We start from the raw sequence: 26,479 nt of genomic DNA on the forward strand, positions 1-26,479 counted from the left end.
GCGCGCGCCGAGGAGCCCTGATCCAGGAACCCACACGAGAGCGGCACATGGCGGAGCAGCACGTCTACTTCTACGGCGCGAATCAGACGGAGGGGAGCGGGGAGATGAAGGAGCTGCTCGGCGGCAAGGGCGCCGGGCTCGCCGAGATGGCGCGCATCGGGGTGCCGGTGCCGCCGGGCTTCACCATCACCACCGAGTGCTGCCGCCACTTCATCCGCACCGGCGGCTACCCCGACGCGCTCCCCGCCGAGGTGGACGCCGCGCTGCACCGGCTGGAGGAGGCGACGGGGAAGACGTTCGGCGGCGGGGGGCGGCCGCTGCTGGTGTCGGTGCGCTCCGGGGCCGCGGTGTCGATGCCGGGGATGATGGACACGATCCTCAACCTGGGGCTCAACGACGAGACCGCCGCCGCCCTCGCGGCGGAGAGCGGGGACGAGCGCTTCGCCTTCGACTCGTACCGCCGCTTCGTGCAGATGTACTCCAACGTTGTGCTCGGCATCCGCGGCGAGCGCTTCGAGCACCTGCTGGAGCAGGCCAAGGAGCGGCGCGGCGTACGCGAAGACACCGACCTTTCCGCCGAAGACTGGCGCACTCTCGTGGCGGAGTTCAAGGCGCTGGTGCGCGAGGCGACCGGCAAGGACTTCCCGACGGACCCCAAGGCGCAGCTCTGGGGCGCCATCCAGGCCGTCTTCAACTCGTGGAACACCCCGCGCGCCATCGCCTACCGCCGCATCAACAACATCTCGCACGACCTGGGGACGGCGGTGAGCGTCTGCTCGATGGTGTTCGGCAACATGGGGAACGACTCGGGGACGGGGGTCTGCTTCACCCGCGACCCATCGACCGGTGAGCGCTGCCTGTACGGCGAGTTCCTGGTGAACGCGCAGGGCGAGGACGTGGTGGCCGGCATTCGCGACCCGCTGCACATCGACGGGATGGCCGCGGCGCTCCCCGGCGCGTATCAGGAGCTGCTCGCCGCGCAGCAACGGCTGGAGACGCACTACCGCGACGTGCAGGACCTGGAGTTCACGGTGGAGCGCGGGCACCTCTTCCTCCTCCAGACCCGCTCCGCCAAGCGCTCCGCCGCCGCCGCCGTCCGCACCGCCGTGGACATGGTGGACGAGGGGGTGATCTCCGTCGAGGAAGCGGTGCTGCGAGTGAAGCCGGAGCAGCTCGACCAGCTCCTCCACCCGATGATCGACCCCGGCGCCGACGTCAAGGTGCTGACGACGGGGCTCCCCGCGTCGCCCGGCGCGGCGTCGGGGCGCGTGGTCTTCAACCCGGACGAGGCGGCGGAGCGCGGGCCGCACGAGCCCGTGATCCTGGTGCGGCGCGAGACCTCGCCCGAGGACTTCCACGGGATGGTGGCCGCGCAGGCGATCCTCACCGCGCGCGGCGGGATGACCTCGCACGCGGCGGTGGTGGCGCGCGGGATGGGGAAGTGCTGCGTGGCCGGCGCGAGCGAGGTGCAGGTGGACGAGGCGTACCGCCGCTTCCGCGTGGGCGAGACGGTGGTGCACGAGAACGATTGGATCACGCTGGACGGGAGCACCGGGCGCGTGATCCTGGGGCAGGTCCCCACCCGTGAGCCGGAGCTGTCTCCACAGTTCCAGCGGCTGATGGAATGGGCGGACGGCTACCGAACCCTGCGCGTGCGCACCAACGCGGACACGCCGCACGACTCCGCCGTCGCCCGCCGCTTCGGCGCGGAGGGGATCGGGCTGTGCCGCACGGAGCACATGTTCTTCGAGGGCGACCGCATCGACGCGGTGCGCGAGATGATCCTGGCGGAGGGCGGGGCGAAGCGGGCTATCGCGCTCGCCAAGCTCCTCCCCATGCAGCGCGCGGACTTCGAGGGGATCTTTCGGGCGATGGATGGCCTCCCCGTCACGATCCGCCTCCTGGACCCGCCGCTGCACGAGTTTCTCCCACAGGGCGCGGCGGAGACGCGCGATCTGGCGCGCAAGCTGGGGCTGGACCCGGTGCGCCTTCGCATGCGGGTGGAGGAGCACCACGAGAGCAACCCCATGCTCGGCCACCGCGGCTGCCGGCTGGGGATCAGCTACCCGGACATCACCTGGATGCAGGCGCAGGCCATCTTCGAAGCCGCCGTCGCCGTGCAGAGGGAAGGCGTGACGGTGTGCCCGGAGATCATGATCCCGCTGGTATCCACCGCCGAGGAGCTGCGCCGCCAGCGCCAGATCGTGGACGAGTGCGCCGCCGAGGTCTTCGAGCAGACGGGGGAGCGGGTGGCGTACCTGGCCGGCACCATGATCGAGCTGCCGCGCGCCGCCCTCACCGCCAACAAGATCGCGGAGCACGCGCAGTTCTTCTCCTTCGGCACCAACGACCTGACGCAGACCACCTTTGGCCTGTCGCGCGACGACGCGGGGCGCTTCCTCCCTAAGTACGTGGAGGACGGCATCCTCCCCGACGATCCGTTCCAGACGCTGGACCAGGAGGGGGTCGGGCGGCTGGTGGAGATCGCCTCGGACCTCGGCCGCGGCGTGCAGCCGGAGCTGAAGCTGGGCGTCTGCGGCGAGCACGGCGGCGACCCGCGCTCGGTGCAGTTCTTTCACCGCGTCGGCCTGGATTACGTCTCTTGCTCGCCCTACCGCGTGCCGATCGCGCGGCTGGCGGCGGCGCATGCGGCGTTGAACGATCCCGCACGCCGGCCGGCCCCGCAGAGTTCCACGCGGCGTCGATGAGGGGCGATCGTCCCGGACCTCCTATATAAGTGAACAGAAGAATGCTACTTTCAGCAGATACCTTGGTCATCATCGGGCACAGCGTTGCTCAGGCCCCCAAATCGGATGGTAACTGGCTCCCTCTGTGGACGGGTTTGCTGGGTGGGATCTTGGGTGTTGCGGGCACATACCTCGCCGCCCGTATGGCCCGCAGCGTTGCATCCAAACAAATCATCGCGCAGAAAGACATCGCCGAGACACAGGTCCGAGCGACTGTTGTAAACTCGAACCGTATCCGGTGGATCGAGCAACTACGCAGCGAGGTCGCCGGGTTGATTGCGGTGTCGAGCCAGGTGGCGACTGATCGCGAGGCCGGTCTCTCACGGGACGTGATCAATGCAAAGCTTGACCGCGCGATGCTCCACGGCGCCATGATCCGTCTTCTCCTCTATCCAGACCAAACTGAGCAGAAGCCGCTCCTCGCCGCCACAGAGCAACTCCGGCAGGCCGTCAACAGCCATGATCCGGAAATCCCGGAGACGGCACAGCAAATCACATCTGCACAGAAGGCGGTGGAAGACGCTGCGGTGGCCGTGTTCGCTTATCATTGGAAGCGCGCAACGGAGTTCTCGAGTGCTGCGCAGATGGAGGCGTGAACGCAGCCAAATGCGTGAAGGGCGCGTAGCTACGGGGTCAACCCGCAACTACGCGCCAGAAATTCCGCGGTCGGTGTTGAAATCCGCTCAGCTGCGCGCCCTGAAGTTCACGATGGTCTGCGTGCCGTCCGGGCGGCGGCCGACGAGGGAGACGACGGCGCCGGGGCGGACGCCCTCCATGGCGGAGCGCAGCTCGGTGATCGTGCGGATCTCGCGGCCGTTGAAGCGCTCGATGCGGAAGCCCGGCATCAGCTGCGAAGCGCTTGGGCCGGAGGGGTCCACGCCCGTCACCACCACGCCCTCGGCGGAGGGGAGGCGGAGCTGCTGCGCGATCAGCGGCGTCACCGGGGCGGCCGCGAAGCCCAGGCGGTCCGCCGCGTCGCCGCTGGCGGCGGGGGCGGCGGTGCCGGTCCGCTCGGCGCGCGGCGAGTCGAAGGTGGCGAGCTTCACCGTGGCGCGCTGGCGGCGGCCGTAGCGGATGACCTCCAGCACCACCTCGTCGCCCGGCTGCTTGCGCATCACCTGCTCCATCAGGTCGCCCGTGTTGCGCACGGTGCCGCCGTCCACCGAGACGATCACGTCGCCCAGGCGCAGCCCGGCATCGCGGGCGCCGGCCTTGGGCTCGCTGCTGATGACGGCGCCCTCGGGAGCGCGCAGGCCGAACACCTCCGCGTCGGCCGGAGCGGCGTCGCGGATCTCCACGCCGAGCATGGGGCGGTGCACCACGCCGTATCGGATCAGGTCGTCCGCCACGCGCTTGGCGAGGTCGATGGGCACCGCGAACCCGTACCCGGAGTAGTAACCGGTGGGCGAAGCGATGGCCGAGTTGACGCCGACCACGCGGCCCTGCAGATCGACCAGCGGGCCGCCGGAGTTGCCGGGGTTGATGGCCGCGTCGGTCTGGATGAAGTGCTCCAGCGGAGACGTGGCGCCGGTGTTGCGGCCCATGATCCCCAGGCTGCGGCCCTTGGCGCTCACGATGCCGGCCGTGGTCGTCTGGCCCAGCGAGAGCGGATAGCCGAGGGCGAGCACCCAGTCGCCCGTCTCCAGCGCGTCGGAGTCGCCCAGGCGCACCACGGGGAGGTTCTTCGCGTCCACCTTGAGGACGGCGATGTCGGTGTTGGCGTCGCGCCCCACGACGCGCGCGTCGAGCTCGCGGCGGTCGTTCATCACCACCTTCACGCGCGACGCGCCGTCCACCACGTGGTTGTTGGTGATGACGTAGCCGTCCGCGGAGACGATGAAGCCGGAGCCGGACGACTGCGTGGGCCCCGAGCGCTGCGGGCCGCGGAAGAAGTCCTCGAACGGAGTGCCGCGCATCTCGGGCGGGATCTGCGCGTTGACCTGCCGCGCGGCGGACTCCACCTGGATGAAGACCACGGCCGGGAGCGCGGCGCTGCTGGCGGCGCGGAAGGCGCCCGAGAGCGCGTCGGCGGACGGCGCGGCGCGCACCACCGGCGCCGTGGGCGCCGAGGCGAGCGGGCCGCTCTGGGCCATCAGGTCGGGAAGCGGATTCTGCGCCGCGTCCGCCAGCGTCAGCCCCGCTCCGAGGCCGACGACGAGCGTGGTGGGGATGGCGAGCCTGCGAACGTAGCTGTTCATGGTCATACACGGGTTTGAGGTGCTCGGCGCCGCACTCGGTCCGCGGCGTCGTGGGTAAATTTACACATCACCCGTTCCAACGGTTCATGCGCCGGGTTAGTCGCGGGTTAAGCGTCGATTAAGGAGAGTTAATCCGCCCGCCGGAGTGGCCCCTCGTGGCTCGCGCGCGGGTATACGCATGCGACAACGCCCGGACGCGCCGGGCGCCCCCCCGCGACGGACTCTCCCCATGCGCATCCTGATCGTAGAAGACAACCCGCGGATCCTGGCGTTTCTGGCGAAGGGGCTGCGCGAGGAGGGGTACATCGTGGAAACGGCGGCCGACGGCGACTCCGCCTTCGACAAGGCGCGGACGCAGGGCTTCGACGCGGCGGTGGTGGACGTGATGATCCCGGGCCGCTCCGGCTTCGACCTGGTGCGCGACCTGCGCGCGTCCGGCGTCGCGCTCCCCGTGCTGATGCTGACGGCGCGCGACCGCACCGAGGACAAGGTGGAGGGGCTGGACTCGGGCGCGGACGACTACCTGACCAAGCCCTTCGACTTCAGCGAGCTGACCGCCCGCCTGCGCGCCCTCCTGCGGCGCCGCGTGGCCGGCGCCCCCGCCGTGCTGCGCGTGGGCGACCTGGAGATGGACCCGGCCACCCGCGAAGTGCGGCGCGGCAGCAGCTCGGTGGAACTGACGCCGCGCGAGTTCTCCCTCCTGGAGTACCTCCTCCGCAACGCGGACCGTCCCCTGTCGCGCGCCACGCTGATGGAGCACGTCTGGGGAATCCGTTTCGACCCGGGGACCAACATCGTGGACGTTTGCGTGAATGCGCTCCGCAACAAGCTGGGGCGCGAGCCGGAGCTGATCCACACCGTGCGCGGCGTGGGCTACGCGATCCGCACCCCGGAGCGAGCCGAATGAACCGTACCTCCCTGCGGCGCGAGCTGGTGGTGGGCTACTCGGTGATCCTGCTGGCGTCGCTGACGCTCTTCGCGGGGATCACCTACGCCATCCTGCGGCAGTCGCTCGCCCGCACGGGCACGCAGTCGCTCCGGCAGACGGCGGCGGCGGCGGAGCAGCTCGTGGCCCCGCCAGACATCCCCCGCGTGGAGGTGATCGAAGATCGCATCCCCTCCGCCGTGGGCGACGTGGAGACGCTGCGCCGCCGCACCCGCCTGGTCACGGGGCAGACGGTGGACATCGTGGTGGCGCGCACCGGCGACGTGGAGAAGAAGGCGCTGCGTGCCTTCTCCGTGATCGCGTTCTTTCTGATCCCGCTCACGGGGATCGCGGCGGCGCTGGCGGGATGGTCGGTCGCCAACCGCCTCCTGAAGCCGCTCAACCGCCTGGTCGCCGCCTCGCGCGAGATCGGGATCGCCGCGCTGGACCGCCGGGTGGACGAGCCGGAGCACCCCGCCGAGCTGCGCGAGCTGGCCCAGGCGTACAATGGCATGCTCGGCCGGCTGCAGCGCGCCGTCGAGGCCCTGCGCCGCTTCACCGCCGACGCGAGCCACGAGCTGCGCACCCCGCTCACCGCCATCCGCGGCACGGCGGAGGTGGCGCTGGCCCGCCCCCGCTCGCCGGAGGAGCTGCGGGACACGATGGGCGAGATCCTGGAGGAGACGCGCTCGATGCTGGCGCTGGTGGAGGACCTGCTGACGCTGGCGCGGGGCGAGGAAGCCTCGGTCCCCCGCCCCACCGCCCCGGTCGACCTCGTCGCCGTGCTGCGCGACGTGCAGGACATCGGCGAGGCGCTGGCGGAGGGGAAGCCGGTGGCGGTGCGGCTGGATGCGCCCGAGTCCGTGATCGTGCACGGCGCGGCCGGCTCGCTGCGGCGCCTCTTCCTGAACCTCGTCTCCAACGCCGTCAAGTTCACCGAGGCCGGCGTGGTCGAGATCCGCGTTCGCGGCGCCAACTCCGCCGCCGATGGCGAGGAGCCGGCCGGCGATCCGGGCTTCGTGGAGGTGCAGGTGCGCGACACCGGCTCAGGAATCGCCCCCGAGGAGCTTCCGCGCGTCTTCGACCGCTTCTACCGCGCCGACGCCGCGCGCGAGCGGAGCGGCGGAACGGGGCTGGGCCTGGCCATCGTGCGCATGATCGTGGACCAGCACGAGGGCACGATCCACGCCCAGAGCACGCAAGGCGAGGGGAGCGTCTTCACCGTCCGCCTCCCCGTCGCCCGCGTCACCGCCCTGGTTCGTCCCGAGCCCGAGGCGCTGGGCCGCGTCGCATAATGGCCCACCCCGACACCCCCGTAGGGGCAGCCCCGCGTGGCTGCCCGTGCCCCGCCCCGCTCCGCCGCCAGCAGCGCACGCCATCCCACGCCCTACAAACCCGGCCCGCCCCGACATCAGTCGCGGCGGGCCGAAGTTCCCCCCCTCTCTCGATAAAGGTGAGGGCGCAGCCCTCTCCTGTTATCGGGAGAGCAACGGTGTTGAGGTCACCCGCAGCCCGCGGCGAATTGGGCGTTCCAAGGAGTGTTGTCCCTGAGCATGCAGTTGAGAATCGTCAGGAGCTTCCTCATGCATGCGACGAGTGCAACCTTCTTCAGCTTACCTCGGGCAACGAGACGCTCGTAGAACGCCCGGATCACCGGGTTGTGGCGTATGGCCGACAGGGTGCCCATGTACAGTACGTTGCGCACGTCTGACCGGCCGCCCCAGATCCTGCGCTGTCCCCGCAGAATTCCGCTGTCGCGGTTGAGCGGTGCAACGCCGACAAGTTTGCTGATCTTCTGGCGGTTCAGCTTCCCGAGTTCGGGAACCCCCGCCAGCAGTGTCAGCGAGACAGTCGGGCCTACACCTGGCGCGCTGCGCAGGAGGTCATCCTTTGCGCGCCAGAGGGGGCTGGCCTTGATCAGCCTCTGTAGTTCCGCCTCGACCGCATCGATCCGGGCATCCAGCCAGGCGATGTGCTCCTCGATGCTGGTCCGAACGGTTGCGGAGGACGCTTGGTAGAGTCGGTTGCACTCACCGACTCGGATGTCGACCAGTTGCCGGCGGCGCGTCATCAGAGCATCGAGATCGCGAGCTTCCGCGTTCGGCAGTGGGCGGACCTCCGGCCGGATCCGCTCCGCGAACAGCGCAAGGATGCGGGCGTCGATTGCGTCCGTCTTGGCCAGCTCACCCGTGGCGCGGGCGAAGTCACGGGACTGACGCGGATTGATGACGGCCAGTGGAATGCCCGCCGCAGCTAGTTCTGCGACGAGGTGCGTCTCGAGTCCTCCGGTCGCCTCCAGGATCAGGAGCGTGGGAGCGAGTTCTTTCAGCGTGCTGACGAGGGCTCGGACCCCCCGTTCATCGTACGCAACGCTCCACCCTCGGCTCTCTCTTCCGCGAATGGCGATGTCGAGACGCTTCTTCGATACGTCGATCCCGGCGAACAGCTCGGACATTGTGAATCCTTCCCTTGCATTGAAAGTTGGATGTCCCCGTTGGCCCAGCCTTGCGAATTTCGGGGTTCTCCCCCAAGCAACGGTTCGGGCTCTTCGGCTAAACAAGGGTCGGACGCTCCTGCTCTCCCACGGTGTTTCCCACCAAGGGGGTAACTAGCTGCCCGACCCTCTTGTACGACCGTGATCCTGCCGACCCGGTTTCCCAGCTCGGGCAACCCGAGTTTTCCACACGCTGCTGCGGGGAGCTGCACCAAGGTGCTCTCCTCGCACCGCGTGGAAAACTCGCCTCGGACCTCGATCACGTACTACAATCTATCCTGGACTGATCAAACAAGGGGGCCGGGGGGTGAGGGCCTCAGCGCGATCCTTTGATCGCCGCCGACCCCAGCACCAGGCCGCGGACCGGGAGCCCCTCCGGAAGCATGCGCTCGATGGTGGAGACGCGCACGGGGCGGGCCTGCACGTCCACGTTGCTGAAGACGATGGTGTCGCCCACGGTGATGCCGAAGCTGCCGGCGATGCGCGTGCCCGGCGCATCGAAGCGCGCACCGCGGATGTCGAAGAGGGTGCCCTCGGGGCGCGTCTCCAGGAAGACCGACATCTTGCCGTGCGCGTCGCGCGGGAAGCGCGGATACAACCACTGCAGGTCGCGGAACGCCATCGTGTCGCTGCGGAAGGCGACGTCGTAGTACGGGAGCTGGTTCGTGGGAATGGCGCGGTTGCAGCTCCGCGTGTCGTTCTTCGTGCAGATCACCCCCGAGGTCGCGATGCGCGAGCCGGGAAGGCGCAGCACGGGCGCGTCGAACTCCACGCGGTCGGGGAGGATGGCGATGTTCCCCTGCACGTGGCGCACGTCCGCGGGGCGGCGAAAGAACTGCACCCGGCCGCGCAGCGTGTCGATGGTGATGCGCGACCCCGACTCGGCGCCGGGAGAGAAACGGATCTGGCGCAGCCTTCCCCCCAGCCCGGTCATGTTGATGGTGCGCAGGTAGCCGCCCCGCACCCGCCGCACGATGATCGGCGAGGTGTCGCGCAGCGCCAGCCGCACCTCCTCGCGCTGGGCGCGGGTGGAGGTGGTGGAGTCCGGCGCCCACGGGATCTCCACGCGCGTGAAGCCGTTCACCACGCGCAGCGTATCCACAAAGGTCACGCGCTGCAGGCGGGGTTTGGTTGGATCGCGCACGACCGTGTCGCGGAAGATCGACTGGTAGTTCCAGAGCGAGTCGCCCGGCGAGCGGCGCACGTAGATGTTGGGCTTGTACAGCACCAGGCGGTTGATGCGGATGCGCGGCGAGAGCAGCGTGCGCACGTCGTACGTGATGTCCGCGCTGTCGGCCACCACGAAGGGGGTGCCGTCCTTTTCCTTCAGCGAGATTCCGTAGACGCGGGCGCCTTCGAACAGGTTGCCGCTGATGCGCTGCACGTCCAGCGAGCCCTGCACGTTGCGCGCGAGGGCATTGAGCGTGTACTCCAGGATGCGATCGTGCCCCGCCCGCGTGCGCGCGACCAGGTTCAGGACGAGGAAAGCCAGCGCGACGCCCAGCAGGGCGCCGCCCGCCGCCCACGCCGTGTGCCGGAGGGCGCGGTTGCGCCGGGGGCTCGCCATCAGGAGTGGTCCTCGCGGAAGATGGCCTCGGCCTCGGCCTGCCCTTCGCGGTCCAGGGCGGGGCGGCCTCGGCGGAAGAACTGGTGCCGGCTCGTGGGCACGAAGTCCTGCACGTCGTCGAAGTACATGTAGTGCGTCACCCGGATGTGCCGCGCGTCCACCCGCACCACGTTGAGCGAGTTCTTTTCGCGCTCCCTCGCCCTACCCCTGCGCGAGGTGGAGGTGCCGCTCTGCACGATGATGATGCCGTGCTCGCGGTCCGCCCCGGAGTACACGTCCAGCGAGTTGCCGATGTACGCGCGGTGCAGGTGGCCGCCCAGGATCATGTCCACCTTGAAGTGCGTGAAGGCGTCCAGCGCGCGCTTGGCCTGAGGCATCACGGCCACGCGATCCCAATCCGGCGGAGGCGCGAAGTGGTGGTGCGACACCAGGATGCGCGCGTCCTCGTCAGGCACGTCCTGGAACGCCTCGCGCGCGAAGTCGATCTGCCAGCGGTGGATGCGGCCGTTGACCGTGGCCCGCAGCGGCGCCGTCGAGTTGAGCGCGACGATGGTGGCGCCGGGGAGCTTGGTGACCGTGTCCAGCTCCGGCAGGATGTGCGCCCTGTACAGGTCGTACGGGTGGAAGACACGCTCGGTGAAGCGGTAGAGCGCGATGTCGTGGTTCCCCGGCGTCACCACGATGGGGACGGGGGGGAGGCGGTCCAGGTACGCGCGGGCCGCCGCGAACTGCTCCGGGAGCGCGCGCTGCGTGAAGTCGCCCGAGGCCACGATGGCGTCCGGCTCCAGCTGGTGCGCGAAGCGCTGGAGCGACTCGCCCACGCGCTCCTGGAACGGCGGGCCGAAGTGCAGGTCGGAGATGTGGAGGAGCGTGATCAAGCCGGCGCCGTCTGGTTCAGGTCGTGTGGGCCACGTCAACCAATTGCGATGCGACTCGCGTACCATTGTCTCACGCGGAGACGCGGAGGCGCGGGAGAACAACAGAAAAAAGCATCACACAGAGGGCACAGAAGGAACTGAAAGCCACAGAGAACTTCTCCTTGCTGTTCTTCCTCTGTGGCTCTGTGTCTCTGTGTGAGCCCTGCAGTTGCGGTTCTCTTCGCGCCTCCGCGTCTCCGCGTGAGCCCTGCTGTTCCTCAGCGCTTGCGCAGGCCGGGGAACGGGAGGTCGGCGCGGGCGTTGAGGTCCAGGCCAGCCACCTCGCCGCGCGCGAACCGGAACTGCGCGGCTCGCGCGATCATCGCGGCGTTGTCGGTGGACAGGCGCGGCGAGGGGGCGAAGACGGCCCCGCGCCCGCCCAGCCGCCGCGTCAGCTCCGCACGCAGCGCGCGGCTGTTGGCGACTCCGCCCCCCAGAACGACGCGCCGGCAATCCATCTCCCGGACAGCGCGCATCGTCTTGGTGGCGAGGACGTCGACGGCGGCATCCTGGAAGGCGGCGGCCAGGTGCGGGACCTCGGCTTCCAGCGCGCCCTCGCGCTCCACATCTCGCACACGGTTGCGGAGCGCCGTCTTCAGGCCGCTGAAGGAGAAGTCGTAGTACTCGGAGTCTTCGGGGCGCTGGCCGCGGTTCAGCAGCGGGCGCGTGAAGCGGTGGCGCGACGGGTCGCCGCCCTCGGCCGCGCGCTGGATGGAGGGGCCGCCGGGGTACGGAAGCCCCAGGATCTTGGCCGCCTTGTCGAACGCCTCGCCCGCCGCGTCGTCGCGGGTGGCGCCGAGCTGCACGTACTCGCCCCAAGCTGGCACCCAGAGGAGGAGCGTGTGGCCGCCGGAGACGAGGAGCGCCACAAAGGGCGGCGTGGCGTCCAGGTGCTCCAGCTGCGTGGCGAAGAGGTGCGCCTCCATGTGGTGCACCCCCACGACCGGCTTCCCCGCGGCCCACGCGGCGGCCTTGCCCCACGAGACACCCACGAGAAGCGCGCCGATCAGCCCCGGCCCGGCCGTCACGCCGACGACGTCCACGTCCTTGAGCTGCACGCCGGCCTCCCGCAGAGCGCCATCCACCACGTCGTCCAGCGTGCGCAGGTGGGCGCGCGACGCGATCTCCGGCACGACGCCGCCGTACAGGCGATGCACGTCCTGGGTGAAGATGACGTGCCCCAGCAGCTCGTTCTCACCGCGCAGCACGGCGGCGGAGGTCTCGTCGCAGGAGGTCTCGATGCCGAGCACCAGGGGCGGACGGGTCATCGAATGGGCGCGGACGGCGTGTCGGGAACCGGCTGCAGCGCCAGCTTCACGAGCCCCGGGCGCACGTCCAGCGCGCTGACGTGGCCGCGCGCGCCATCGGGGAGGCGGACCATGCTCGGCTCCAGCACGAAAGTCCGCTGCCGCCCCACGTTGCGCACGTGCAGCACGAGCACGGGCTTCTCCAGCGCCAGCTCCCCGATTTCGCGCCACTTCCCGGCGAAGCGCACCTGTACCACGTGCGGCGCCGGCGGCGCGGTAAGTGTGTAGGCGGGATCGAGGAGCTGCGGCTCGACCTGTACCTGCATCCACTGCTCGGTGGGCTGCTCCGCGCGCACCAGCACCCACAGCAGCACCGCCAACGCCAGCGCCGCCAGCTTCAGCTGCCAGTTGCGCATCGCCCGCCGCAGCGAGAAGGGCCTCATTCGCGCACCCCCCGATCTGTCATCCTGAGCGACGCGCCACACCGGCCTCGCCCCGTCTCCACGCCCTGGCGCGGAGCGAAGGATCTACTGCGCGTGCCGAGGGGTTCGTCGTGTCGGGCCGTCCTCTTGCCTCGCCGGCTAGATCCTTCGGTCGCCGCAGGAGTTCGGCGCGCATCGCCGATGGTCGGCGAGGCGGCTCTCTCAGGATGACATAAAGGGGGGGCCGCTCCCGCGGACACACTCGCGCGCCGCATCACTGCTTCAGCAGCCTGCGGATCAGATCCACGTTCGCCTGATCGTCCCATTCGGTGGCGCCGATGACCTTTTTGCGGATGCTGCCGTCGCGGCCGATCACAAAGGATTCGGGGATGCCGGTGGTGCGGTAGGCGCGCTGGATGCTCCCCGTGGGCTCGCGCCAGAGGGCGAAGGTGAGCCCGTATTGCTTCCCGAACGCCGCCACGTCGCCCCCCGGGTTGCCGCCCGCGTCCCGCTTCCCGGGCGCGGCGTCCACGCTCACGGCGATCACCTGCAGCCCCTCCGGCCCGAGCTGCTGGTGAAGGCGCTGGAGCGAGGGCATCTCGTCGCGGCAGGGGCCGCACCACGTCGCCCAGATGTTGAGGAGCACTACCTGGCCGCGCAGATCGGCCAGGGCGACGGGGCGCCCCTGCAGGTCGGCGGCGCGGAAGCCCGGGGCCTCGCTCCCCACGTCCAGCGGGAGGAACGAGCCGCGGTTGGCCCAGCCCACGCCCACCAGCGCCGCGAGGAGGGCCAGCACCGCGCCCACGACGATCCACTGCTTCCGCGATTCGGACATGGCCGCGCTCACCGCTTCGCCGGCGGGGGCGCCGGAGGGAACTCCTGCGGCGGCGGGGCCTGCGGCTCCTCGGGAGCGGGGGCCGCCGTCGAGTCGGGCACGACGGGCTCCTCCACCACGGGCGGCGGCGGGTTGGGATCGGTGCCGGAGACCGTCACGTTCACCGCGCCGCCGCGCCGCAGGGAGTCGCCCGGCGCGGGGCGCTGCGACGCGACCCCGCCCAGCGCCTCGGCCGAGGCCGGATCGTACGACACGTTCCCCAGGCGGAAGCCGGCCGCGCGCAGCCGCGTCTCCGCCTCGCCGAGCGGCAGGGTGACGACGCTGGGGACTGGGAACTTCGGCGGGCCGGCGCTCAGGGTGATGGTCACGACGCTGGGCACCACCGCCACGGTGCCCGCGCGCGGCCGCATCCCCAGGAACGTTCCCTCTTCGCGGTCGGCTACCATGCGCTGCACCTTTACCGAGAAGCCGAAGCGCTCCAGCAGCGTGCGGGCCTCGCGCAGGGTGAGGCCGGCGATGGGAGGCACCGGGTGCCGCTCCGGGCCTGCGCTCAGCACCACGCGGATCTCGGCGCCGCGGGTGACCTCCTGGCCGGGAAGCGGGCTCTGCACCAGCACGGCGCCGGCGCGGATACGCGGGTTGGCGAGCGTGCCGCCGCGGCCCAGCTCCAGCCCCAGCCGGTCCAGCGTCCGCTCCGCCTCGCGCAGCGGCTGCCCGCGCAGGTCGGGGACGGTGACGATGGCCGAGCGGCCGAAGCCGGGGAAGAAGAGGAGCGTGATGACCAGGTAGCCGAGCGCAAAAGCGCCCAGTCCCGCGCCGATCACCCAGCGCAGCAGGTTCCCCTCGGTGAAAGGTCCCGATACGCGCTGGGGGATGGCGGGCACCCAGCGGCGCGGCGCGCGCGGCGGCTTCACGGGGGCGCTCACGCGTTCCTCCGCATGCGCGCGGCAAAGGCGCCGTCCACTCCCTGCCGCTGCGGCAGGACGCAGAGGCGCCCGCGCTCGTCCAGCAGCGCGCCGTCCACCGCGCCGGGGGCGGGGCTCATCGACCAATCCGGGTGCTCGGCCAGAAAACGCTCCATCCGGTCTTCGTTCTCCTCGCGCTCGAGCGAACAGGTGGAGTACACCAGCACCCCGCCGGGGCGGACCACCTCCGCCGCCGCGCGCAGGAGCTGGTCCTGCAACTCGGTGAGTGCTTCCAGGTCGTGCGGGGCGATGCGCCAGCGCCCGTCCGGGTGCCGGCGAAAGGTGCCGGTTCCCGTGCAGGGCGCATCCAGCAGCACCACGTCCACGGGGCGGAAGGGAGGCATGCGCGCGTCCGCCACCACGGCGGCAACCCGGTCCCGCCACCCGATGCGCTCAGCGTTCTCCACCACGCGCCGCATGCGGCGGCGCGACAGGTCGGCGGCGGCCACGCGGGCGCCCGGCTCGGCCAGCCCCAGCGCCTTGCCGCCCGGCGCCGCGCACAGGTCCAGCACCGTGGCGCCTTCGGGAGCGGCGGCGTAGCGCACCACCAGCGCGGCCGCGGGGTCCTGCACCACCGCGGGGACGGCCGCCAGCGCATCGGCGGCGGTGCCGGGGGGCGGAATCCGCAGCGAGTCGGGCGAGAAATCCACCGGCTCCGCCGCAATCCCGGCGGCCGCCAGCCGCTCCGCCGCCTCGTCGCGCGCCACGCCCAGCGGACGCAGGTAGAGCTCGGGGCGAGCGTTGTTCGCCTCGACGAGAGCGCGGACGTCCTCGGCGCCCCAGCGGGCAATCCACCGGTCGAGCAGCCAGCGCGGATGCGAGCCCGCCGTGGCCAGGTGCGCCGCGGGGTCGCGCTCGAAGTCCGGGAAGCGGAGCTGGTCGCGCCGGCGGTGCAGGTTCTGGAGGACGCCGTTCACCAGCCCCGCCGCCCGCGATGCGCCCGCGTCGCGCGCCAGCTCCACCGACTCGCTGACGGCGGCGTACGGGGGGACGCTCCCCATCTCCAGGAGCTGGTACGCGCCCAGGCGCAGCACGTCCAGCACCTCCTCCTCCAGCTTCGCCACCCCGTCGCGCACCAGCCCGTCCAGCACGTGGTCCAGCCGGCCGCGCATACGAAAGGTGCCGTACACCAGCTCCTGCGTCCAGGCGCGGTCGCGCGGCTCCAACTCGCGCGTGGCGTGCTCGAGCGCCCGGTCGGCCAGGTCGCCGGTGCTCACGCGGCGCAGCGTCTCCAGCGCCGCGTGCCGGGTGGGGGTCGCCCGCCCCTTCATGCTCAGTCGAGCATCCCCTTGCGCGGCGACGACGGCACCGCGCGCTCGCGGCGCGGCATGCGGCCGGCCAGGAACGCCAGGCGCCCCGCCTCGGTGGCCAGCGCCATCGCGCGCGCCATGCGCACCGGCTCCTGCGCCTCCGCCAGCGCGGTGTTCATCAGGATGCCGTCCACGCCCTGCTCCATCGTCACCGCCGCGTCCGATGCGGTGCCCACGCCCGCGTCCACGATCACCGGCACCTGCAGGCGCGCCTTGATGGTGCGGATGTTGTACGGATTCACGAGCCCCAGCCCGCTGCCGATGGGCGACGCCAGCGGCATCACCGCCGCGCAGCCTGCATCCTCCAGGCGGAGCGCGGTGATCAGGTCGTCGTTGGTATACGCCAGGACCTTGAAGCCGTCCGCCACCAGCTCGCGCGCGGCGCGGATCGTCGCGTCCGCATCCGGGAGGAGCGTCTCCTGGTCGCCGATCACCTCCAGCTTCACCCAGTCGGTGAAGCCGGCGGCGCGGGCGAGGCGGGCGTAGCGCACCGCGTCCTCCGCCGTGTAGCAGCCGGCGGTGTTCGGGAGGAGGAGGAAGCGCTCCGGGTCCAGGTGGAAGAGGACGCCCTCCTCCTTTGTGCGGTCCAGGTCCACGCGGCGCACGGCGACGGTCACCACCTCGGCGCCGGATGCCTCGATGGCCTGCACCATCTCGTCGTTGCTGCGGTACTTCCCCGTCCCCACCAGGAGGCGGGAGCGGAGCGGGCGGCCCGCGATCACGAGCGGCTCGTCCAGCGTCTGCACGTCCAGCATTGCGGTCGCCATGTATCCCTTCCTTCCTGCCTGAAATGCGATTGGTCGTCAGCCCCCGCCGACGAAGTGTACCAGCTCGAAGCGGTCGCCGGGCTCCACCGGCGTCGCGTCCAGCGCTTCGCGGCGCAGGATATCGCCGTTGCGCTCCACCACCACCATGCGCGGGTGGAGATCCAGGTGCTCCAGCAGCGCGGCCACGTGGAGCCCCGCGGGGACCTCGCGCTCGTCGCCGTTGACCTGGATGGAAACCGCCGTAATCGTCGTCATCCCTTCCACTCCTTCAGATAGCTGCGCACCGCCCGTGCCGGGCTCGGCGCGTCCCACACGCCGCGGATCGCCGCGACGCCCTGCACCCCCGCCTCCTTGAGCTCCGCCACCCCCTCCGGCGTCACCCCGCCGATGGCGATGCGCGGGAGGCCGACGAAGGACGCCAGCGCCCGTACCCCGATCCCGGCGCGCCCCGGATGGGACTCGGTCGCGTAAACGTTGCCGACCAGCACGAAATCCGCCCCACCCTCCCGCGCCTCGTCCACCTCGGCGGATGTGTGCACGGAGACGCCTACCAGCCGCTCCGCACCCGCCAGCCCCCGCGCATCCGCCGCGGGGAGGCCGCGCCGCCCGAGCTGCACGCCATCCGCATCCACCGCGAGCGCCACGTCCACGCGGTCGTTCACCAGGAGCAGGGCGCCGGCATCGCGGGTCAGCGTGCGGAGCGCCTCCGCCCACCTGTACACCGCAAGCCCGTTCGCGGACGGCGCGCGCAGGTGGAGCGCGATCAGCGGCCCTCCCTCGGCCACCACCTCGGCGGCGGCGCGGAGGAAGTCCGGGCGCGCGGCCGTGGCGTCGTCGGTGACGACGTGGAGGGGCGGAAGCTCAGCCCTCAGCGCCGAAGCGGTCATCCACCGACACACCGCGCCCGCGCACCCACTCGCCGGCGGCCATGCGCCGCTTCCCCGGCGGCTGCACCTCGCGCACGAGGACGGCGCCCTCCCCACAGGCGACGAGCACGCCATCCTCGCCCACCGCCATCACCGTTCCCGGCTCGCCGCTGCCGCCGCTGGCGCGCGGGCGAAAGAGCTTCACCGCACCGCGCGCGCCGTGCGGGGTCCACGCGCCCGGCACCTCGTCCATCGCGCGGATGTGCAGCGACACGCGGTCGGCGGAGAGCGTCCAGTCGATCCGTGCCGTCTCGCGGTCGATCTTGGGAGCAAAGGTGGCGCGCGAGTGGTCCTGCACCTCCTCGCGGGCCTGCCCGCTCTCCATCAGCGCCAGCGCCTCAACCACCGCCTCCGCGCCCACGGCGGACAGCCGCTCGGCCAGCTCGCTCGCGGAGTCGTCGGCCAGGATCTCCTCCTCCACCTTGATGATCATGGGACCGGAGTCGAGCCCCGCCTCCATGCGCATGATGGTGACGCCGGTCGTTTGGTAGCCGCGGGCGACCGCCCACTGGATGGGCGCCGCGCCGCGCAGCTCGGGGAGGAGGGACGCGTGGATGTTGATGGAGCCCAGCGGCGGCAGCTCCAGCACCTCGGGCTTCAGGATCTGCCCGTACGCCACGACGACGGAGAGCTCCGGGTCGAGCGACTTCATCTGCGCCATGAACTCGTCGCCGCGCGCGCGCTCCGGCTGGAGGACGGGGACGCCCATCTCGATCGCCTCGCGCTTGACGGCGCTGGTGGCGAGCCCCCTTCCCCGCCCCGCAGGGCGGTCCGGCTGGGTGACGACGCCCACGACGTCGTGCCCCTCGTCCGCGATTGCACGCAGTGGGGTCACGGCGAACTCGGGCGTCCCCCAGAAGAGAATCCTCACGATTCCTGCTTGCGGTACTTCTTGACCAGCATGTTGCGCTTCAGCGGCGACAGCCGGTCCAGGAAGAGGACGCCGTCCAGGTGGTCGATCTCGTGCTGCAGGCAGCGCGCGAGCATCCCATCCGCCTCGATGCGCACCGCATTGCCCTTGGCGTCCACCCCTTCCACGACCACGGTCGCCGGCCGCTCCACCGCGGCGGAGATGTTGGGGATGCTGAGGCACCCCTCCTCCCCCTTCTCCTTTGCCTTCCCGGTCTCAAGGACGCGCGGGTTGAGGAGGGCGAACGGCTCCTCCCCCTCCTCGTTGACGTGCACGACGATGAGCCGGCGGGAGATCCCCACCTGCGGCGCGGCGAGGCCGATGCCGTGCGCGTCGTACATCGTCTCGAACATGTCCTCGATGAGGCGGTCCAGCTCGGGGTCCTCGCCGCTGAACTCGATCTCGTCGGCGCGGCGGCGCAGGACCTCGGCGCCGAGCGTCTCGATCTTCAGAATCGCCATCGCTCGTCTACTTGGCTTCGGCCGGGGGGGTGGCCTTGCGCTGGATGCGCGCCTTTTCCACCACCACCGTCGAAGTGCCGGTCCGCAGCGTCACCTGGTCGGCCTTGATCGCCATCACCTCGCCGATCAGCCCCCCCGCGGTCACCACCTGATCGCCTTTTGTAAGCGACGCCAGCAGCGCCTGGTGCTGCTTCATCTGCCGCTTCTGCGGGACGAAGAGGATGAAGTAAAAGATCGCGAGCATCGCCACGATGGGCAGGAAACTCACGAGCGGGCTCTGGGACGTCGGGGCCGTCTGGGCCAGGATCAGGAAGGGCATATGGGTTCGGTTCGGTGTTGGGACGAAAGTGCTAAGTGCCAAGTCCTAAGTGCTAAGTAAAAGCCGCACTCACGCACTAACGCACTCACGCACTGCTGTTCAGCACTTAGCACTTAGCACTCAGGACTTCTTTTTCCCCTCGTGAAACCGATCCAGCCACGCCCTGCTCCACCCCCCGAACGTCCCCGCGGCAATCGCATCCCGGGACTGCTCCGCCAGGCGCACCAGGAAGCGCAGGTTGTGGATGGAGAGGAGCCGCATGCTCAGCGCCTCGCCGGCCACGAAGAGGTGGCGCAGGTAGGCGCGCGTGTAGGTGCGGCAGGTGTAGCAGTCGCATTCGGGGTCCAGCGGCCCCGCGTCCAGGCGAAAGCGCTGCCCCTTGATGTTCACCTGCCCCTCCGCCGCGATCCACACGGCCCCGTTGCGCCCGTTCCGCGTGGGTGCCACGCAGTCGAACATGTCCACCCCCCGCGCGATCGCCTCCAGCAGGTCGTCGGGATAGCCGACGCCCATCAGGTAGCGCGGGAGCCGCTCGGGTAGCTCGGGGTGGAGCGCCTCCAGCATCGCGTGCATCGCCGGCTTCGGCTCCCCCACCGACAGCCCGCCGATGGCGATCCCGTCCCAATCCCCCGCCGCCAGCGTGCCGCGCGCGCTGGCCACGCGCAGGTCCGGGTGCACGCCGCCCTGCACGATGGGGAAGAGCGTCTGCACCGGCCCCTCGGGGTCCTCGAACGGCAGCTGCGCGAAGCGGGTGCGGCAGCGGTCCAGCCAGCGCAGCGTGCGCTCGTAGGCCACGGTGGCAAGCTCGCGGCTGCTCTGCCCGGGCGGGCACTGGTCGAAGGCCATGATGATGTCGGCCCCCAGCGCCCGCTCGATTTCCATCACCCGCTCCGGGGTGAAGAGGTGGCGCGAGCCGTCGATGTGGCTCTGGAAGGTGACCCCCTCCTCCTCGATCGTGCTGATGTCGGAGAGGGAGAACACCTGGAAGCCGCCCGAGTCGGTGAGGATCGGCTTTTTCCACCCCTGGAAGCGGTGCAGGCCGCCCAGCTCGCGCACGGTGTCGTGGCCGGGGCGCAGGTACAGGTGGTACGTGTTCCCCAGGATGATCTGCGCGCCGAGCGCCTCGGTCTCCTCGGGGGTCAGCGTCTTCACCGTGGCCTGCGTGCCCACCGGCATGAACACGGGGGTGCGCACCTCGCCGTGCGGCAGGCGCAGGGTGCCCGCGCGGGCGGCGCCCTCCCTGGCTTCGATCTCGAACTCGAACAGCGCTCCCGCCTCCTGCACGTGTGCCGCGCGCCCGGCCCACTCCGGACCCGATCCAAGCCGGTAGTTTGCCGGAAGTCGGGGGAGAAAGCAAGGCGTCGGCGGCGCATGCGGGGTCTGGAGAGACACGGTTCCCTGTTCCGGGATCGCACGGGGAGATTACATTGGGAAGTATACTTCCCCGCCCGGTCCCGAACCCGAGTCGTCATGTCGAGGAAACCGCGAGCCATCATTACACGCCTGCGCGCCTCCAACTTCCGCAGCATCGAGTGGATCGACCTCAAACTCGGGCCACTAAATGTTCTCGTAGGGCAGAACGGTGTGGGGAAGAGCAACATCATCGACGCGCTACGGTTCATCCGGGACTGCCTGACCAAAGGCGTCGATCAGGCATTGCTGGATCGCGGGGGAATGGGGGCAGTACAGCGCTTCGGGTCGCAGTCCCCCGATTCCGACATCTTGCTCGAAGTGGAGTGTACCTTCGGCCGGTACGAGGTCCTGTACGGATTTACGCTTGCACCGAACCCTCGCACTGAGTACAAGATCCTCGAGGAGCACCTCCAGGTGCGGAGCACGGAGTCGGGCGCGGTGATAGGCGTTCTCCACTTGGTCAATGGCCAGTGGATTGGAGATGCAATCTCCAACGAACTTCAGCTGCGCTCGTACCCCGATACCGAGCTCCACATGCTACGGACATGGTGGCTGTATATGGGGTTGCTCCCTGCCGATCCGGAGTGGGCGGTCAGGGCTACGTTCGGGCTTGTCGCCGACATGTCGTTCTACAACATCAGCCCCGAGAGCCTTCGCACTCCCCAACAAATCGTATCGGAGTCGCCATTCGACGAGAAGGGGCGGAATCTCGCGGCGGTTCTACGCTCCGTTAAGAGGGGCGAAGGCCCGGAGTTGAACGACATTGAAGGCGCACTCGCCCGTCTCGTTGATGGACTCCGGTCGTATGATATACACAATGTTGGCAGCTACCTCGTGACCAGGCTTCATTACGAGTTTCCAGACGTCACTACCGCAGCTGATCAGGCCCGCGTGACCCGGCTGGCGTCGGACCTCGCGCAGGAGTCCGACGGCACACTGAGAATCCTGTCGATCCTCGCCGCGCTTTACCAGAAGCCGTCGCGCGGGCTGGTCGTGATCGAGGAACCTGAGATCAACATCCACCCCGGTGCTCTCGGAGTGATAGCAGACTTGCTGCAGGAGGCTCGCCTTCGCAGCCAGATCCTCGTCACGACCCACAACCCAGATCTCATCGGGCAATTCATGCCGGATGTCCTCCGAGTCGTGGAGAAGAGTGACGGTGTGACGCACGTCGGTCCGGTCGCGCAGGATCAGCAGGAAGCGATTCGGGAGATGCTGTTCTCAACGGCGGAGATCATGAAGATGGAGGGCCTTCGACGCGAGGCGGCGGGAGTCTAGCGGATGCGATCACTCGTCACGTTCGTGGAGGGTGAGGGTGATGAGGCGGCCGTGCCGATCCTGCTGAACCGAATTCTGCACAAGCTTGGTCGCTACGATCTGAACGCCAACCGCACGATCCGGGTCCATTCGGTAGCCAACTTCGTCAACCGTTTGGACGACTTTCTGAGGTATGTCGCTCAGGACCCGAACTGCGCCGGCGCACTCGTACTCCTCGACCTAGACGACGGGTGTCCTCGCGCCGCTGCACACGAGCTTGCCGAGCGCCTGCGCACCTACAATGCTGCGTTCCCAATTGCTGTGGTATTTGCGCACCGAGAGTACGAAGCCTGGTTCCTTGCGAGCATGTGGTCGCTCTCGCTGAACGCCGGGATCGGTGAGCAACGCCTAGATTATCCCGGTGATCCGGAAGCTCCAAGAGATGCGAAAGGTTGGATAAGCAGCCAGATGGGCGCTGGGCGCGCGTACAAGGAGCGCATCAACCAGCCACAGTTCACCCATAGGATGAGCCTGCGCCGAGCATACAAACGCTCGCGCTCCTTCCGCCGGCTGTGTGCGGCGGTGCTTGAACTAGTTCAACTAGCCGATCGCGGCGAGCGCGGACTCGTCACACCTGCTGCCGAGCGAACGGTGCCTGATAAGAGATGAAGAACGGCGAGAATTCCCCGGGGTTCTCGCCGTTTTCTTCTGCCTTCCTCGATTTCGCCTTCACACCAGCAGCATCGCATCCCGTACGAGAAGAAGCGGTACCGCTCCGCCACAGCCTCCCGGTACGTCTCCATCGCCAGGTCGTAGCCGCAGAAGACAGCGACGAGCATGAGGAGGGTGCTCTTGGGGAGGTGGAAGTTGGTGACTAGGTGGCCGCCGGCGCGGAAGCGGTAGGGCGGGCAGATGAAGATGTCCGTCCAGCCGGAGCCGGCGGGGATGGCGCCGTCCTCGGTGGCGACCGATTCCAGGGTGCGCGCGACGGTGGTGCCCACGGCCCAGGTGGAGCCGCCCGCAGCGCGGACCTCGGCCAGCGCGGCGGCGGATTCCGCGGGGACGCCGAGGGCGGCCGGCGCGCGTGGGCGCGTACTGAGTTACGTCCGACCCCGCCACCGACGCGTGAATCGGTGTGCGTTTCCGCAGTGACGGATGCATGCAGAGACACGGGGACGAGAGGCGAGTTCGTGCCTTTCCCCTGTGTCTCCGTTCTGTGAACCCTCTCCATCCGATAAATCGGCAATCGTTCTTGCGACGCCTCCGTGCGCCCGGCGCGGCGCCGGCCCCCCGAACCACCTTGCCGTGAGGCTTCACCACGATGGCTGCTCCCGTTCGAACCCGCGGCGGTGGCGTTCGGAGTGCCTACCCGCGAGCCATCAGGCGGCGGACCTTGCCGGGGTCTTCCAGCAGGACGGCCTCCAAAAGCTCGCGATCACGCACGCGCTCGCGCTCCGCGATCTGAAGCTGCTGCTGGAGCGCGGCGATCCGGTTGTACGCGCCGACGTGGGCCGCGATCGAGCCGGCGGCCAGCACCAGGATGAGAAGAAACACCGCGATCCCGATCACGGGCCGCTCTTCCACGTGTCCATGACGCTGCCGCCGATCACGCACGTCTGCACTCCGCGGCACGCCTGGGAAAGCCCCTGGCTCATAGCCTTCGCGCTCTCCAGCTGAATTAGTGCGGGGTTGGCGGCGTAGGAGCGGGCCTCGAGCTCCTTGGCGCGAGCGTCGGCCTCAGCCCGCATCACGCGCCCGCGGGCTTCCACGGAATCGATCGTGAACTGCTTCTGCGCCTTGTCGAGCACCTGCGCCTGCTGCGCGGCCGCGATGCGGGCCTGTTCGATCGCGGGTGGGATGCGGATGTCGCGGACGAACACCTGGTGGATGGTGGCCCGGTTCCCGAGCTTCGCCTGGATCTGGCGCCGGACGTCCTCCGACAGCTGCGCCCTCTGGGCGGAGAAGATGCGGTTCACCGTCCAGGCATTGAGCGCGTTGCGGTAGCCTTCACGCAGCGCGTTCATCACCTCGGTCTCGGCTGCCTCGGGGGTGCGCTTGTCCAGGAAGACCTGGTAGATGGAACCGTGATTGTAGCTCCACGTCACCGCCACGTCTCCCTCCACCGTTACCGGGTCCGCGGTGGTGGCCTGGATGACCTCCTTGCCCTCGGAGTTGTCCGGAAAGTTGTGCTGCGTCATGTTGAAGCACGTCGGCTCGGAGAGCGGCGTGAAGTTGAGCCCGGTCGGCATCTTCCGCTTGAGCACGGAGCCATAGCGGGTCAGCACGCAGTGCTCCGTCGAGTCCACACGGGTGAATGCCGTGCTCAACATGATGCCGACGATCAGCAGCGAGACGAACGCCGCGGCGCCGATGATGCCGCGCTTGATCGCATTCGGGGTGCGGACGGGAGAGGGTGCGCCCGTGCGAGGAACGCCAGTGGTGCTCATGCGTTAGGCCATGGGATCGGTGAAGAGATTGCACCGGATGGTGCCGGGGACGGGGGGTAGTACGGGCCGGGGACTGCAGGGGGTTCAAGTGTCCTGGCCACAGGAGTCTCCTTGTAACATCGGGGCGGTCAAGGTAATGCCGCCGCACCGGTCGATCAACGCTGTTCCTGTACGCGAACGAAAGCAGGCCCCTACACCAGCAGCATCGCATCGCCGTACGAAAAGAAGCGGTACCGCTCCGCCACCGCCTCGCGGTAGCTTTCCATTGCCAGGTCGTAGCCGCAGAAGGCGGCGACGAGCATGAGGAGGGTACTTTTCGGGAGGTGGAAGTTGGTGACGAGGTGGTCGACGGCGCGGAAGCGGTAGGGCGGGCGGATGAAGATGTCCGTCCAGCCGGAACCGGCGGGGACGGTGCCGTCTTCGGTGGCGACCGATTCCAGGGTGCGGGCGACGGTGGTGCCCACGGCCCAGATGGAGCCGCCCGTGGCGCGAACTTCGGCCAGCGCCGCGGCGGATTCCTGGGGGACGCTGTACCACTCCGAGTGCATGCGGTGCTCGGCGGGATCGTCCGCCTCCACGGGGCGAAAGGTGCCGACGCCGACGTGGAGGACGAGGCGCACGATGCGCACGCCCTTGGCTTCCAGCGCCGCCAACAGCTCGGGGGTGAAGTGCAGGCCGGCGGTGGGGGCGGCGACGGAGCCGCGCTCGCGGGCGAAGACGGTCTGGTAGCGCTCGCGGTCCTCGGGGCCGGCGGCGCGCTCCACGTAGGGCGGGAGCGGAACTTCGCCGTGGAGGTGGAGGGCGTCGTCCAGCGGGAGGTCGGTGTCCAGGCGGACGATGCGCTCGCCGGTGGGGGTGCTTTCGAGGATGTGAACGGTAAAGCCTTCGGCGATCTCCACGGTACGGCCGGGCTTCAGCTTGCCGCCGGGACGCACCAGCGCGCGCCACGTCCGCTCGTCGCCGCCCTCGGGGTGCAGGAGGAAGACCTCGGCGGGGGCGCCGCTCGGCTTGCGTCCCAGGAGCCGCGCGGGGAAGACGCGCGTCTCGTTGAGCACCAGCGCGTCGCCCGCTGGGACGTACTCCAGCAGGTCGGCGAAGCTCCTGTGCGAGCGCCTCCCCGTGGCCCGGTCAACCACGAGGAGGCGGCTTGCGTCCCGCCGCGCGGCCGGGGCCTGCGCGACGAGCTCGGGGGGAAGGTCGAAATCGTAGTCCGAGGTCCGGCTCCCCTTCATGCGTCGAACAGGCTCTGCTGCGGCGGGGGAGCGGGCGGAAAGCCCTGCAGGTTCGACTGGTCCACCGGCGGCGCGTAGCCGAAGCGGCGGTACGCCTGGGCCGTGGCCACGCGGCCGCGCGGGGTGCGCATCAGGAAGCCGGTCTGAATGAGGAAGGGCTCGTATACCTCCTCCAGCGTCCCCGCGTCCTCGCCGATGGCGATGGCGAGCGTCCCCAGGCCGACCGGACCGCCGCCGAACTGCTCGATCAGCGAGCGCAGGACGCGCGTGTCCATCTCGTCCAGCCCGAACTCGTCCACCTCCAGCATGTGCAGCGCGGCATCGGCCACGTCCTTGGTGATGACGCCGTCGGCGCGCACCTGGGCGTAGTCGCGCACGCGGCGGATCAGGCGGTTGGCCACGCGGGGCGTCCCGCGCGAGCGCCGGGCGATCTCCAGCGCGCCCGCCGGCTCGCAGGTGACGCCAAAGATCTCGGCGGTGCGCGCCACGATGAAGGTGAGCTGGTCCACCGGATAGTAGTTCAGCCGCTGCACGATGCCGAAGCGCGCCCTCATCGGCGGGGTCAGCAGGCCATAGCGCGTGGTGGCGCCGATCAGCGTGAAGCGCTCGATCCCCATCGAGATCGTCTGCGCGTTCGGTCCCTCGCTGATGCGAATGTCGACGCGGTAATCCTCCATCGCGGGGTAGAGAAACTCCTCAATGATGGGGCGCAGGCGGTGGATCTCGTCGATGAAGAGGACGTCGCCCTCGCGCAGGTTGGTGAGGGTGCTCACCAGGTCCGCCGGCTTCTCCAGCACCGGGCCCGAGGTGATCTTGATGTTCACCCCCATCTCACGCGCGATCAGCATCCCGAGCGTCGTCTTCCCCAGCCCCGGCGGCCCGTACAGCAGCACGTGGTCCAGCGGCTCGCGGCGGTTGAGCGCGGCGTCGATGGCGATCTGGAGCGAGTCCTTGACCTTGGGCTGCCCGATGAACTCAGCGAGCCGCTGCGGCCGCAGGCTGAGCTCCTGCGTCGCGTCTTCGGAGAGCTGCTCCGGCGTCGTGATCTCCGGGCGCCTGGGCAGGTTCGGATCGTTCGACATCGCGTCCTCGCGGGAGTGCTACGGGGGATCTTCGGTTG

26 protein-coding genes are annotated in these 26,479 nt (G+C 69.7%); 6 read left to right on the forward strand and 20 right to left on the reverse strand.

What is annotated here, in order from left to right:
* Positions 1-47 precede the first annotated feature (47 nt).
* Positions 48-2,708, forward strand: a complete 2,661-nt coding sequence (gene ppdK / locus VF584_09215) for a pyruvate, phosphate dikinase (GenBank protein ID HEX8210357.1) — start codon at positions 48-50, stop codon at positions 2,706-2,708.
* A 62-nt stretch (positions 2,709-2,770) separates the two neighbouring features.
* Positions 2,771-3,343: a hypothetical protein gene (locus VF584_09220; GenBank protein HEX8210358.1), complete on the forward strand. Its 573-nt coding sequence runs from the start codon at positions 2,771-2,773 to the stop codon at positions 3,341-3,343.
* A gap of 87 nt (positions 3,344-3,430) precedes the next feature.
* Here VF584_09220 and VF584_09225 read toward each other — a convergent pair whose 3' ends face one another.
* Positions 3,431-4,945 carry a trypsin-like peptidase domain-containing protein gene (locus VF584_09225; protein ID HEX8210359.1) on the reverse strand — a complete coding sequence of 505 codons (1,515 nt, stop codon included), beginning with the start codon at positions 4,943-4,945 and terminating at the stop codon, positions 3,431-3,433.
* Positions 4,946-5,174: 229 nt separating this feature from the next.
* Between VF584_09225 and VF584_09230 the strand changes: the two genes are divergently transcribed.
* Positions 5,175-5,852 (forward strand): response regulator transcription factor, encoded by a 678-nt coding sequence (locus VF584_09230; GenBank protein ID HEX8210360.1) that lies wholly within the window; start codon positions 5,175-5,177, stop codon positions 5,850-5,852.
* Entirely contained in the window at positions 5,849-7,165 is a 1,317-nt protein-coding gene (locus tag VF584_09235; GenBank protein ID HEX8210361.1) for an ATP-binding protein, read from the forward strand. The genes VF584_09230 and VF584_09235 overlap by 4 nt, the downstream gene beginning before the upstream one ends.
* Before the next feature lie 206 nt (positions 7,166-7,371).
* Here the strand turns inward: VF584_09235 and VF584_09240 are convergent, their stop codons facing one another.
* The 15 genes from VF584_09240 to tgt form a co-directional block, all read right to left on the reverse strand.
* A complete protein-coding gene (locus tag VF584_09240; GenBank protein ID HEX8210362.1) occupies positions 7,372-8,325 on the reverse strand; it encodes an IS110 family transposase in 954 nt (317 codons plus the stop codon).
* Positions 8,326-8,680: 355 nt separating this feature from the next.
* On the reverse strand, positions 8,681-9,931 hold the full coding sequence (locus VF584_09245; protein HEX8210363.1) for a hypothetical protein: 1,251 nt from the start codon (positions 9,929-9,931) through the stop codon (positions 8,681-8,683).
* Positions 9,931-10,809, reverse strand: coding sequence for a metallophosphoesterase family protein (locus tag VF584_09250; protein ID HEX8210364.1), 879 nt, complete (start codon positions 10,807-10,809; stop codon positions 9,931-9,933). The genes VF584_09245 and VF584_09250 overlap by 1 nt, the downstream gene beginning before the upstream one ends.
* Before the next feature lie 257 nt (positions 10,810-11,066).
* On the reverse strand, positions 11,067-12,116 hold the full coding sequence (gene tsaD / locus VF584_09255) for a tRNA (adenosine(37)-N6)-threonylcarbamoyltransferase complex transferase subunit TsaD (GenBank protein HEX8210365.1): 1,050 nt from the start codon (positions 12,114-12,116) through the stop codon (positions 11,067-11,069).
* Positions 12,113-12,538, reverse strand: coding sequence for a hypothetical protein (locus VF584_09260; GenBank protein ID HEX8210366.1), 426 nt, complete (start codon positions 12,536-12,538; stop codon positions 12,113-12,115). The genes tsaD and VF584_09260 overlap by 4 nt, the downstream gene beginning before the upstream one ends.
* 253 nt (positions 12,539-12,791) lie before the next feature.
* On the reverse strand, positions 12,792-13,352 hold the full coding sequence (locus VF584_09265) for a TlpA disulfide reductase family protein (GenBank protein HEX8210367.1): 561 nt from the start codon (positions 13,350-13,352) through the stop codon (positions 12,792-12,794).
* An 8-nt stretch (positions 13,353-13,360) separates the two neighbouring features.
* Complete coding sequence (locus tag VF584_09270) at positions 13,361-14,278, reverse strand: PASTA domain-containing protein (protein ID HEX8210368.1); 918 nt, start codon at positions 14,276-14,278, stop codon at positions 13,361-13,363.
* On the reverse strand, positions 14,275-15,588 hold the full coding sequence (gene rsmB / locus VF584_09275; GenBank protein HEX8210369.1) for a 16S rRNA (cytosine(967)-C(5))-methyltransferase RsmB: 1,314 nt from the start codon (positions 15,586-15,588) through the stop codon (positions 14,275-14,277). Before rsmB ends, VF584_09270 begins: the two co-directional genes overlap by 4 nt.
* 2 nt (positions 15,589-15,590) lie before the next feature.
* On the reverse strand, positions 15,591-16,394 hold the full coding sequence (locus VF584_09280; GenBank protein ID HEX8210370.1) for a thiazole synthase: 804 nt from the start codon (positions 16,392-16,394) through the stop codon (positions 15,591-15,593).
* A 36-nt stretch (positions 16,395-16,430) separates the two neighbouring features.
* Entirely contained in the window at positions 16,431-16,649 is a 219-nt protein-coding gene (gene thiS / locus VF584_09285) for a sulfur carrier protein ThiS (GenBank protein ID HEX8210371.1), read from the reverse strand.
* Positions 16,646-17,281 carry a thiamine phosphate synthase gene (locus VF584_09290; protein HEX8210372.1) on the reverse strand — a complete coding sequence of 212 codons (636 nt, stop codon included), beginning with the start codon at positions 17,279-17,281 and terminating at the stop codon, positions 16,646-16,648. The genes thiS and VF584_09290 overlap by 4 nt, the downstream gene beginning before the upstream one ends.
* Positions 17,256-18,191, reverse strand: coding sequence for a methionyl-tRNA formyltransferase (gene fmt / locus VF584_09295; GenBank protein ID HEX8210373.1), 936 nt, complete (start codon positions 18,189-18,191; stop codon positions 17,256-17,258). Before fmt ends, VF584_09290 begins: the two co-directional genes overlap by 26 nt.
* The gene (def, locus tag VF584_09300; GenBank protein ID HEX8210374.1) at positions 18,188-18,691 is read right to left on the reverse strand and encodes a peptide deformylase; all 504 of its coding nucleotides are present in this window, start codon (positions 18,689-18,691) and stop codon (positions 18,188-18,190) included. Before def ends, fmt begins: the two co-directional genes overlap by 4 nt.
* Before the next feature lie 7 nt (positions 18,692-18,698).
* On the reverse strand, positions 18,699-19,010 hold the full coding sequence (gene yajC, locus VF584_09305) for a preprotein translocase subunit YajC (GenBank protein HEX8210375.1): 312 nt from the start codon (positions 19,008-19,010) through the stop codon (positions 18,699-18,701).
* A 120-nt stretch (positions 19,011-19,130) separates the two neighbouring features.
* Entirely contained in the window at positions 19,131-20,294 is a 1,164-nt protein-coding gene (tgt, locus tag VF584_09310; GenBank protein HEX8210376.1) for a tRNA guanosine(34) transglycosylase Tgt, read from the reverse strand.
* A 186-nt stretch (positions 20,295-20,480) separates the two neighbouring features.
* On the opposite strand from tgt, the gene VF584_09315 reads away from it, so the two are divergent.
* Together VF584_09315 and VF584_09320 are read left to right on the forward strand one after the other, a co-directional pair.
* A complete protein-coding gene (locus VF584_09315) occupies positions 20,481-21,701 on the forward strand; it encodes an AAA family ATPase (protein ID HEX8210377.1) in 1,221 nt (406 codons plus the stop codon).
* Between the two features lie 3 nt (positions 21,702-21,704).
* The gene (locus VF584_09320; protein HEX8210378.1) at positions 21,705-22,349 is read left to right on the forward strand and encodes a DUF4276 family protein; all 645 of its coding nucleotides are present in this window, start codon (positions 21,705-21,707) and stop codon (positions 22,347-22,349) included.
* A 696-nt stretch (positions 22,350-23,045) separates the two neighbouring features.
* Here VF584_09320 and VF584_09325 read toward each other — a convergent pair.
* From VF584_09325 to ruvB, 4 genes are all read right to left on the reverse strand, one after another.
* Positions 23,046-23,249, reverse strand: coding sequence for a hypothetical protein (locus VF584_09325; GenBank protein HEX8210379.1), 204 nt, complete (start codon positions 23,247-23,249; stop codon positions 23,046-23,048).
* Entirely contained in the window at positions 23,246-24,127 is an 882-nt protein-coding gene (locus VF584_09330) for an SPFH domain-containing protein (GenBank protein ID HEX8210380.1), read from the reverse strand. The genes VF584_09325 and VF584_09330 overlap by 4 nt, the downstream gene beginning before the upstream one ends.
* A 191-nt stretch (positions 24,128-24,318) precedes the next feature.
* On the reverse strand, positions 24,319-25,359 hold the full coding sequence (gene queA, locus VF584_09335) for a tRNA preQ1(34) S-adenosylmethionine ribosyltransferase-isomerase QueA (GenBank protein HEX8210381.1): 1,041 nt from the start codon (positions 25,357-25,359) through the stop codon (positions 24,319-24,321).
* Positions 25,356-26,441 carry a Holliday junction branch migration DNA helicase RuvB gene (gene ruvB / locus VF584_09340; GenBank protein HEX8210382.1) on the reverse strand — a complete coding sequence of 362 codons (1,086 nt, stop codon included), beginning with the start codon at positions 26,439-26,441 and terminating at the stop codon, positions 25,356-25,358. Before ruvB ends, queA begins: the two co-directional genes overlap by 4 nt.
* Positions 26,442-26,479 lie beyond the last annotated feature (38 nt).

The sequence above is a fragment of the Longimicrobium sp. genome (assembly GCA_036389135.1).
Taxonomy (GTDB): Bacteria; Gemmatimonadota; Gemmatimonadetes; order Longimicrobiales; family Longimicrobiaceae; genus Longimicrobium.

Excerpts from the sequence above, each read along its gene's own strand:
- ppdK (HEX8210357.1), top strand. The coding sequence starts at position 48 with ATGGCGGAGCAGCACGTCTACTTCTACGGCGCGAATCAGACGGAGGGG.
- VF584_09225 (HEX8210359.1), bottom strand. The coding sequence starts at position 4,945 with ATGAACAGCTACGTTCGCAGGCTCGCCATCCCCACCACGCTCGTCGTC.
- VF584_09230 (HEX8210360.1), top strand. The coding sequence starts at position 5,175 with ATGCGCATCCTGATCGTAGAAGACAACCCGCGGATCCTGGCGTTTCTG.
- VF584_09235 (HEX8210361.1), top strand. The coding sequence starts at position 5,849 with ATGAACCGTACCTCCCTGCGGCGCGAGCTGGTGGTGGGCTACTCGGTG.
- VF584_09240 (HEX8210362.1), bottom strand. The coding sequence starts at position 8,325 with ATGTCCGAGCTGTTCGCCGGGATCGACGTATCGAAGAAGCGTCTCGAC.
- VF584_09245 (HEX8210363.1), bottom strand. The coding sequence starts at position 9,931 with ATGGCGAGCCCCCGGCGCAACCGCGCCCTCCGGCACACGGCGTGGGCG.
- tsaD (HEX8210365.1), bottom strand. The coding sequence starts at position 12,116 with ATGACCCGTCCGCCCCTGGTGCTCGGCATCGAGACCTCCTGCGACGAG.
- VF584_09260 (HEX8210366.1), bottom strand. The coding sequence starts at position 12,538 with ATGAGGCCCTTCTCGCTGCGGCGGGCGATGCGCAACTGGCAGCTGAAG.
- VF584_09265 (HEX8210367.1), bottom strand. The coding sequence starts at position 13,352 with ATGTCCGAATCGCGGAAGCAGTGGATCGTCGTGGGCGCGGTGCTGGCC.
- rsmB (HEX8210369.1), bottom strand. The coding sequence starts at position 15,588 with ATGAAGGGGCGGGCGACCCCCACCCGGCACGCGGCGCTGGAGACGCTG.
- VF584_09280 (HEX8210370.1), bottom strand. The coding sequence starts at position 16,394 with ATGGCGACCGCAATGCTGGACGTGCAGACGCTGGACGAGCCGCTCGTG.
- thiS (HEX8210371.1), bottom strand. The coding sequence starts at position 16,649 with ATGACGACGATTACGGCGGTTTCCATCCAGGTCAACGGCGACGAGCGC.
- VF584_09290 (HEX8210372.1), bottom strand. The coding sequence starts at position 17,281 with ATGACCGCTTCGGCGCTGAGGGCTGAGCTTCCGCCCCTCCACGTCGTC.
- def (HEX8210374.1), bottom strand. The coding sequence starts at position 18,691 with ATGGCGATTCTGAAGATCGAGACGCTCGGCGCCGAGGTCCTGCGCCGC.
- yajC (HEX8210375.1), bottom strand. The coding sequence starts at position 19,010 with ATGCCCTTCCTGATCCTGGCCCAGACGGCCCCGACGTCCCAGAGCCCG.
- VF584_09315 (HEX8210377.1), top strand. The coding sequence starts at position 20,481 with ATGTCGAGGAAACCGCGAGCCATCATTACACGCCTGCGCGCCTCCAAC.
- VF584_09320 (HEX8210378.1), top strand. The coding sequence starts at position 21,705 with ATGCGATCACTCGTCACGTTCGTGGAGGGTGAGGGTGATGAGGCGGCC.
- VF584_09330 (HEX8210380.1), bottom strand. The coding sequence starts at position 24,127 with ATGAGCACCACTGGCGTTCCTCGCACGGGCGCACCCTCTCCCGTCCGC.
- queA (HEX8210381.1), bottom strand. The coding sequence starts at position 25,359 with ATGAAGGGGAGCCGGACCTCGGACTACGATTTCGACCTTCCCCCCGAG.
- ruvB (HEX8210382.1), bottom strand. The coding sequence starts at position 26,441 with ATGTCGAACGATCCGAACCTGCCCAGGCGCCCGGAGATCACGACGCCG.